We start from the raw sequence: 7,926 nt of genomic DNA, 5'->3' as shown, positions 1-7,926 counted from the left end.
AACCTCACCGTCGATTCGCTCAAGCGGTTCAAGGACGACGCGACCGAGGTCCGCGAAGGATTCGAATGTGGTATCGGACTTGGGTCGTTCAACGACCTCAAGGAAGGCGACATCATCGAGACCTTCGAAATGCGCGAAAAGCCGCGCGTCTAGCAGTCGGCTTGCAGCGGGCGTCTGGTGGCATCGCCGCCGGGCGCCCGTTGTTCCGCCATCATCACGAGAATTGAGGAGGGGTCATGGCAGACCCAGCACGCGCCGCCAAAATGGCCGACCGGATCAAGGTCGTGGTGGCCCAGGCGCTCGAGCGCCGGGTCAAGGATCCACGCCTCGGGTTTGTGACCATCACAGACGCCCGGGTGACCAACGACCTGCAGCACGCCACCGTCTACTACACGGTCTTCGGCAACGACGAAGAGCAGGACGGCACCCGCAAGGCACTTGAATCCGCCAAGGGCGTCCTGCGGGCGGAAGTGGGCCGGAACATCACCGCCCGGCTGACGCCCACGCTGGAATTCGTCCCGGACGAGATCCCGGTGAACGCCAGCCATCTGGAGGAACTGTTGCGGACCGCGAAGGCCAAGGACGCCGAGGTCGCGGCGATGGCCGAAGGAGCCGCCTTCGCCGGGGGAGAGGATCCCTACCGCAAGCCCGGTGACGAGGACGAGGACGAATCCGGTAGCGAGTCGCGCCCGGAGTAACCATCCACTGCACGACGGGCCACCTGCTCTGCGCGGGTGGCCCACCGTCGTTTGTTCTGCCCGTTCCCTCCGGCGTCAGCGCAGCCTGATCTTGATGAGCTTTCCCGCCGGCGGGGCCTGCCCGCCGAAGTCGGGCAGGGCGTGGGTCGTGACGTAGAGACGGTTGTCGTGAATCTCCAGGGCGCCGGGGGTGGTCGTCTCGAGGAACGTCCGCGCCTTGTGGTTACCCTTCTTCACCACGGAGATCTTGTTGCCGAACATCTCGGCTACATAGATATCGCCCCGTGAACTGACAGCCAAATTCGTGGCGCCGGAGAAGCCGCTGGCCAACTGCATGACTTTGCCGGTTTCGGAGTGGACCTTGAACACGCGGCCCAACGCCCCGAGGCTCCCGTCTTCCGGACCGCCCGGCAAGGACGTGACGTAGAGCCAGCCGTGCTCGCCGAGTTCTACGTCCGTGGGCACCGGTTCCAGATAGTACCTCTCGCCGACCACGCAGTCCGGCAGGCCCATGCCCGCGGCCAGCACAGCGCTGACTCTGAAGGATGCCGCCGGCAGCACGGCCACGGTGCTGACCCGCCTACTGTGCTTGTCCACCTTCAGGATCGCGTTGGCGCCGGCGTCGGCCACGTAGATACTGCGCTCGGTGGCGGCGGTTGCGTAGGCATGCGAGTCGACCTGTCCCTTGTACTTGGCCGGGATCCCCTCGGGAATCCGGCCCAGGCACTCTTGGTCCCGCACATCGCGGAAACCGTAAGTCACCCTGCCGTCCGGATTCCGTTTGGACTCGTAGGCGGCCACATCCGCGATCTTTTTCGGCGTGGCCTTGCGGTGGTTGTCCAGTGACTTGATCCACTGCATGTTCGGCTGCCCCTCCACCCCGCCGCCGCCTTCGGAAAAGTAGACCGTGTCCTTGTAGAGGGAGACGGACCCGACCTCGGGGCCGCCGGAACCGTACAACGCCTTGGGATCGCCGTGGGACCGAAACTTGTTCACGAGGCCGGCGAAGTTCTGGGTCACGAAGAGCCCCTGCCGTCCGGCAGCAAGGCTCAGCGGGGACAGCAGGCCGTCGGCATGCGTGGTGGCCGCCGGTGGCTTAGTACTGTTGCGGTCGGCGGATGATGCCGGTGCCAAGCCGGTGTTGAGCGATAAGCCAAGCAGCAAGGGCAGGGCAACATAGAGTTTGTGTCTTTTCACGGATGGGCTCCTGCAAGAAGCCGCGGGGCACCTCAGATGTCTCGCAGATCGATGGAATGACTGGAGTAAAGCGCAAGTGATGCCGAAAAGGCGACCGTGCCCACCCGCTCACATTCCCCTTGCTGACCTTCCCCTCAGGCCGAGTGCGGCACGCAGTGAGCTCAAGGTATTCCGGCCCGCACGGGGTGTCAACGATTCATGCTTTAAGCCGGGGAGCGGACCCGCAGCCGGGACGCCATATACTGAAAGGCGTGACTTCTGGCCTGCTCCGCTCCGGACTGATACTTGTCGACAAGCCGCAGGGGTGGACCAGCCATGATGTGGTTGGACGCATGCGCCGGCTGGCCGGAACCCGGAAGGTCGGCCACGCTGGCACCCTGGACCCGATGGCCACCGGCGTCCTGGTGATCGGTGTCAACAAGGCAACCCGGCTGCTGACCTACATTGTCGGTGCCACCAAAACCTATGACGCGACCATCCGCCTGGGACAGTCGACGGTGACTGACGACGCCGAGGGCGATGTCACTGCGGAAACCATCGCCGCGGCCGTGACGGAACAACAAATTCGTGAAGGCGTCGCCGCGCTGACCGGCGACATCCAGCAAGTGCCGAGCAGCGTCTCGGCCATCAAGGTCAACGGCCAGCGGTCCTATGCCCGCGTCCGTTCCGGCCAGGAAGTGTCGCTGCCGGCCCGGCCGGTCACCATCCACCGGTTCGAGATCCACGGCATCCGGCGCGAGCGCGGCGGAAAGGTGCAGGACGTGGACGCGACCGTTGAATGTTCGTCGGGGACCTATATTCGTGCCCTGGCCCGCGATCTAGGGGAGCGTCTGGGCGTCGGCGGGCATTTGACCGCACTCCGGCGGACCCGGGTGGGGCCATTCCGGATCGAAGACGCATCCACGCTGGAACAACTGGCCGATAACCTGCAGGTGACGGCCCTGGATGAGGCCGCCAGGGTGTTGTTCCCCGCCCGTGAACTCAGCGCCGCGGAAGCCGACGACGTCTCTCACGGTCGGCGGATTCCGGCCGGGGGAGAAGCGGGCGCCACCGCCGCGTTCGCCCCGGATGGGTCACTGGTAGCGCTGCTGGAAGACACCGATTCGCAGGCCAAGCCGCTGCTGGTGTTCGCACCGGGAAACGAGGCGGCAGACAAGTGATCGTCGACGGGTTCTTCATCGCGGGCGCGGTGGTCACGCTGCTGGCTGCCATCATTTGCGTGGTTGCGGCCATCCTGAAACACGGGCCGAATGACATTACAATTCTCTCGCTGGCCGCCGTGGAGCTGTTCCTGCTGTTCTACGCAGTGGCGGGCATCATCCGGCAGGTGTCCGGGGAGAGCGTTGCCGGGGAGACCTGGGAATTCTGGGGTTACCTGATCACCGCGCTGCTGGTGCCGGTGGCGGCCTTCTGGTGGTCAATCACCGACCGCAGCCGGTGGAGCAACCTGGTGCTGGGCGCCGCCGCCCTGACCGTCTTCGTGATGCTGGTAAGGATGGAACAGATTTGGGACGGAGCAATCGCCGCATGAAAGCCGGCCGGGAACAACAGCCAGCCCAGCGGGCCGAGGACACGAACGAGGTAGCACGCCGGGCCACCGGTTTCGGCCGCCTGCTCGTGGCGGTCTACGGCGTCTTTGCGCTGTCCGCCACCGCACGGGCGGGCTACCAGATCGCCACCAAATTCGACGAGGCACCGGTGGCCTACTTGCTCTCCGCCTTGGCCGCCGTCGTCTACATCCTGGCGACCATTACGCTGACCAAGTCCGGAATCCGCTCCTACTGGCTGTCCGTGGCCGCCGTGGGCATCGAACTCTTGGGCGTCGTCGCCGTCGGACTCCTCAGCCTGCTGGACCCGGAACTGCTTCCGCAGGACACCGTGTGGTCCGGCTTCGGCCAGGGCTACGGTTACATTCCGCTGGTGCTCCCGGTGGTCGGTCTCTGGTGGCTCTGGCGGCACCGGCCGGCCGCCGGGCAGAAGCCGTCGGAAGATCGTCCATAATGGAAGGGGCCCGGCGCGGGGCCGCAACCGTTCACGGCCCAACCAACGAGGAGTTAACTGTGCACTACTGGAAAGACCTGGCCGACGTACCCCGTGGCTTTGGTCCATCAGTGGTGACACTGGGCAACTTCGACGGCGTGCACCGCGGCCACCAGCAGGTGCTGCGCCGACTGGTGGAGACGGCCGCCGCCCGTGAGGCGCACGCCGTGGCCATTTCCTTCGATCCGCATCCTTCCCAGGTGCACCGGCCGGACGCAGCCCCGCAGCTGATCATGGGGCTGGAGGACAGGGTCGAGGCCTTGGCAGCCAGCGGACTGGATGGCCTGCTGATGATGACCTACACGCTGGAGCTGGCCGGCGAGACACCCGAGCAGTTCGTCCGCAACGTCTTCGTCGAGACCCTTGGCGCAACGGCCGTCGTGATCGGACACGATACGCGCTTCGGCAAGAACAACGCAGGCGATGTGACCACGATGCAGGAACTCGGGCGCCAGTTCGGCTTCGCCGTCGAGGTCGTCGACGAATACGAAGCCGATGCGGATGGTGGCGCCGACGGCAGCCGGCGCTGCTCGTCGTCCTGGGTGCGTGAGGCGCTGGCCGCCGGTGATGTGGCGATGGCGGCGGAAGTGCTCGGGCGGACCCACCGGATGCGCGGTGAAGTGGTGCACGGCGACGCCCGCGGGCGCGAACTCGGCTTTCCCACCGCGAACCTGTCCAAGCATTCATCCGGGCTGATCCCGGCCGACGGCGTGTACGCCGGCTGGCTGGTGGACCAGCGCGGTACCAGGTGGCCTGCCGCCATCTCGGTGGGCTCGAACCCCACCTTCGAAGGGGCCAGCCGCCGGGTCGAGGCGCACGTCATTGACCGGCCGCAGGAGAGCACCGATGACTTCAATCTGTACGGCCAGCAGGTCGTGGTCGAATTCGTGCAGCGGCTGCGCGGCATGGTGGCCTACACCGGCCCCGAGGCGTTGATCGCCCAAATGCACGACGACGTCGCGCGTACCCGAAGCCTGCTTTCGACAGACTGAGTCCGCAACAGGTAAACTTGCCGGTGGATTCGGCTGCGGTCCGTGGCGGCTATATCCCTCTGTGCTCAGCTACCGGCAGCCCCTGGCTGCCGGCGGAAAGTACGGAGCCCCCGGCAGCGAAGTGCTGACTCGGGCCTCACGGCACAACTTCTAGGAGTTATTGTGGCATTAGACGCCGCGCTCAAGCAGGAAATCATCAAGGAATACGCCACGCACGAGGGCGACACGGGTTCCCCCGAGGTACAGATCGCAGTTCTGTCCCGTCGCATCTCCGACCTGACCGAACACCTGAAGATGCACAAGCACGACCACCACACCCGCCGCGGCCTGATGGCCTTGGTCGGCCGTCGCCGTCGTATGCTCACCTACCTGCGTGAAACCGACATCACGCGCTACCGTACGCTCATCGAGCGCCTCGGCCTGCGCCGCTAGTCGGTGAAGGAGGCGGCTCTTCCGTTCACCGCAACAAGGGAACAGAAGAGCCGCCTTTTTCCTACCTCGCCCCTTCGGGCACGGCAGGAGACGGTCAGCGGGAAACCGCTGGGCGATAACTACATCAACTGGAGACTTCCGGTATCGCGGCATTCGCGGTCCTCGGTAGTGGCCTCCGGGACGCCCCTTGGGCAGCCCGTAGGTCTCGATCGAAGACCGGGTGGCGTACAGGCAGGCTGGCCGACAAGCGGCCTGCAGGTCTGGGCAGATACCGGCAGCCTCCGCACACTCGAAGAAACGGAGGTGACTCTCTTGGAGGGTCCCGAAATTCAGTTCTCAGAAGCGGTCATTGATAACGGCCGCTACGGCCAGCGCGTGATCCGGTTCGAAACCGGCCGCGTTGCCCAGCAGGCAGCCGGCTCGGCGATGGTCTACATCGACGAAGACACCGCCCTGCTGTCAGCCACGACGGCGGGCAAGTCCCCGCGCGAAGGCTTCGACTTCTTCCCGCTGACCGTCGATGTGGAAGAGCGCATGTACGCCGCCGGCCGCATCCCGGGCTCGTTCTTCCGCCGCGAAGGCCGTCCGTCCACGGAAGCGATCCTGGCCTGCCGCCTGATGGACCGTCCGCTGCGCCCGGCCTTCGTCAAGGGCCTGCGCAACGAGGTCCAGATCGTGGTCACCGTGCTGGCGATCAACCCGGATGTGCTGTACGACGTCGTGGCAATCAACGCCTCGTCCATGTCCACCCAGTTGTCCGGCCTGCCCTTCTCGGGTCCGATCGGCGGTGTCCGCGTGGCACTGGTGGACGGCCAGTGGGTAGCCTTCCCGAAGCACTCCGAGCTGGAACGCGCCGTGTTCAGCATGGTGGTGGCTGGCCGTATTGCCGGCGGCGCCGACGGCGATGACATTGCGATCATGATGGTCGAGGCCGAGGCAACCGACAACGCCTGGAACCTGATCAAGGAAGAGGGCGCCACCGCCCCCACCGAAGAGGTTGTGGCCGAGGGCCTGGAAGCGGCCAAGCCGTTCATCCGCGCGCTCTGCGACGCACAGGCTGATCTGGCGGCACGGGCCGCCAAGCCGACCGTCGAGTTCCCGATCTTCCGCGACTACGAGGACGACGCCTTCGCCGCCGTCGAGTCCGCTGCCGCCGCCAAGCTGACCGAGATCTTCTCGATCGCCGACAAGCAGGAGCGCAACGACGCCGCCGACGCCTTCAAGGCCGAGGTTGTGGCCCAGCTCGCCGGCACCGAAACCGCCGAGTTCAACGGCCGGGAGAAGGAAATCTCCGCAGCCTTCAACTCGGTCACCAAGAAGGTAGTGCGCCAGCGCATCCTCACGGACCAGGTCCGCATCGACGGCCGCGGCCTCAGCGACATCCGCAAGCTCACCGCTGAAGTGGAAGTCCTGCCCCGCGTCCACGGTTCGGCCATCTTCGAGCGCGGCGAAACCCAGATCCTGGGCGTCACCACGCTGAACATGCTGAAGATGGAACAGCAGATCGACTCGCTCTCACCGGTCACCCGCAAGCGGTACATGCACAACTACAACTTCCCGCCGTACTCCACCGGTGAAACCGGCCGCGTGGGTTCGCCCAAGCGCCGCGAAATCGGCCACGGCGCGCTGGCCGAGCGGGCGCTGGTGCCGGTGCTGCCGTCGCGTGAAGAGTTCCCGTACGCCATCCGCCAGGTCTCCGAGGCCCTGAGCTCCAACGGCTCCACCTCGATGGGCTCGGTCTGCGCCTCCACGCTGTCCATGCTCAACGCCGGTGTGCCGCTGAAGGCCCCGGTGGCCGGTATCGCCATGGGCCTGGTCTCCGACCAGGTGGACGGCGAGACGCGCTACGCGGCGCTGACGGACATCCTGGGCGCAGAGGATGCGTTCGGCGACATGGACTTCAAGGTGGCAGGTACCTCGGAGTTCGTCACGGCCATCCAGCTGGACACCAAGCTCGACGGAATCCCGGCCTCGGTGCTGGCCGCCGCGCTGAAGCAGGCCCGCGAGGCCCGGCTGCACATCCTCGGCGTGATCAATGCCGCGATCGACCAGCCGGACGAAATGAGCGAGTTCGCCCCGCGGATCATCTCGGTCAAGATCCCCGTGGACAAGATCGGCGAGGTCATCGGCCCCAAGGGCAAGATGATCAACCAGATCCAGGAGGACACCGGCGCTGACATCTCCATCGAAGATGACGGCACGGTGCTGATCGGCGCCACCGACGGTACGGCCGCCGAGGCCGCCCGCGCCGCAGTGAACGCGATCGCCAACCCGCAGATCCCCGAGGTGGGCGAGCGGTACCTGGGCACGGTCGTGAAGACCACCACCTTCGGTGCCTTCGTGTCGCTGACCCCGGGCAAGGACGGGCTGCTGCACATCTCCGAGCTGCGCAAGCTGGCCGGCGGGAAGCGCGTGGACAACGTCGACGACGTGGTGTCGGTGGGCCAAAAGGTCCAGGTCGAGATCACCAAGATCGACGACCGCGGCAAGCTGTCGCTGGCTCCGGTGGTCGCTGACGAGGCTGCAGCTGAAGAAGCGGTAGCCGAAGAGGCCTCGGCCGAGTAAAG

Annotated in this window: 8 protein-coding genes and 1 pseudogene; 8 read left to right on the top strand and 1 reads right to left on the bottom strand. The window is 65.9% G+C overall.

The features are described 5' to 3' along the window. Together AC5RWT_RS20815 and rbfA are read left to right on the top strand one after the other, a co-directional pair. Window positions 1–153: pseudogene (locus AC5RWT_RS20815) on the top strand (EF-Tu/IF-2/RF-3 family GTPase); the annotation flags it as partial. An 83-nt stretch (window positions 154–236) separates the two neighbouring features. Further along, window positions 237–698, top strand: a complete 462-nt coding sequence (rbfA, locus tag AC5RWT_RS20810; protein WP_353918830.1) for a 30S ribosome-binding factor RbfA — start codon at window positions 237–239, stop codon at window positions 696–698. Between the two features lie 75 nt (window positions 699–773). On the opposite strand, the gene AC5RWT_RS20805 is transcribed toward rbfA, so the two are convergent. Further along, window positions 774–1,895, bottom strand: a complete 1,122-nt coding sequence (locus AC5RWT_RS20805; protein WP_494081823.1) for a ScyD/ScyE family protein — start codon at window positions 1,893–1,895, stop codon at window positions 774–776. 251 nt (window positions 1,896–2,146) lie between these two features. Here AC5RWT_RS20805 and truB point away from each other — a divergent pair, with 251 nt between their 5' ends. The 6 genes from truB (at window position 2,147) to AC5RWT_RS20775 (ending at window position 7,924) form a co-directional block, all read left to right on the top strand. Then, window positions 2,147–3,055: a tRNA pseudouridine(55) synthase TruB gene (gene truB, locus AC5RWT_RS20800; RefSeq protein WP_494081822.1), complete on the top strand. Its 909-nt coding sequence runs from the start codon at window positions 2,147–2,149 to the stop codon at window positions 3,053–3,055. Continuing rightward, window positions 3,052–3,426: a hypothetical protein gene (locus AC5RWT_RS20795; RefSeq protein ID WP_494081821.1), complete on the top strand. Its 375-nt coding sequence runs from the start codon at window positions 3,052–3,054 to the stop codon at window positions 3,424–3,426. Before truB ends, AC5RWT_RS20795 begins: the two co-directional genes overlap by 4 nt. Further along, window positions 3,423–3,896 carry a hypothetical protein gene (locus AC5RWT_RS20790; protein WP_494081820.1) on the top strand — a complete coding sequence of 158 codons (474 nt, stop codon included), beginning with the start codon at window positions 3,423–3,425 and terminating at the stop codon, window positions 3,894–3,896. The genes AC5RWT_RS20795 and AC5RWT_RS20790 overlap by 4 nt, the downstream gene beginning before the upstream one ends. Further along, window positions 3,896–4,927 carry a bifunctional riboflavin kinase/FAD synthetase gene (locus AC5RWT_RS20785; RefSeq protein WP_494044814.1) on the top strand — a complete coding sequence of 344 codons (1,032 nt, stop codon included), beginning with the start codon at window positions 3,896–3,898 and terminating at the stop codon, window positions 4,925–4,927. The genes AC5RWT_RS20790 and AC5RWT_RS20785 overlap by 1 nt, the downstream gene beginning before the upstream one ends. A gap of 162 nt (window positions 4,928–5,089) precedes the next feature. Beyond that, window positions 5,090–5,359, top strand: coding sequence for a 30S ribosomal protein S15 (rpsO, locus tag AC5RWT_RS20780; protein ID WP_127511731.1), 270 nt, complete (start codon window positions 5,090–5,092; stop codon window positions 5,357–5,359). 312 nt (window positions 5,360–5,671) lie between these two features. Beyond that, a complete protein-coding gene (locus AC5RWT_RS20775) occupies window positions 5,672–7,924 on the top strand; it encodes a polyribonucleotide nucleotidyltransferase (protein ID WP_494044905.1) in 2,253 nt (750 codons plus the stop codon). Window positions 7,925–7,926: the final 2 nt, after the last annotated feature.

This window comes from Arthrobacter sp. Dra40 (assembly GCF_059091905.1).
The sequence above is the reverse complement of the archived record's forward strand: the minus strand, read 5'-3'. Positions and strand labels throughout refer to the sequence as shown.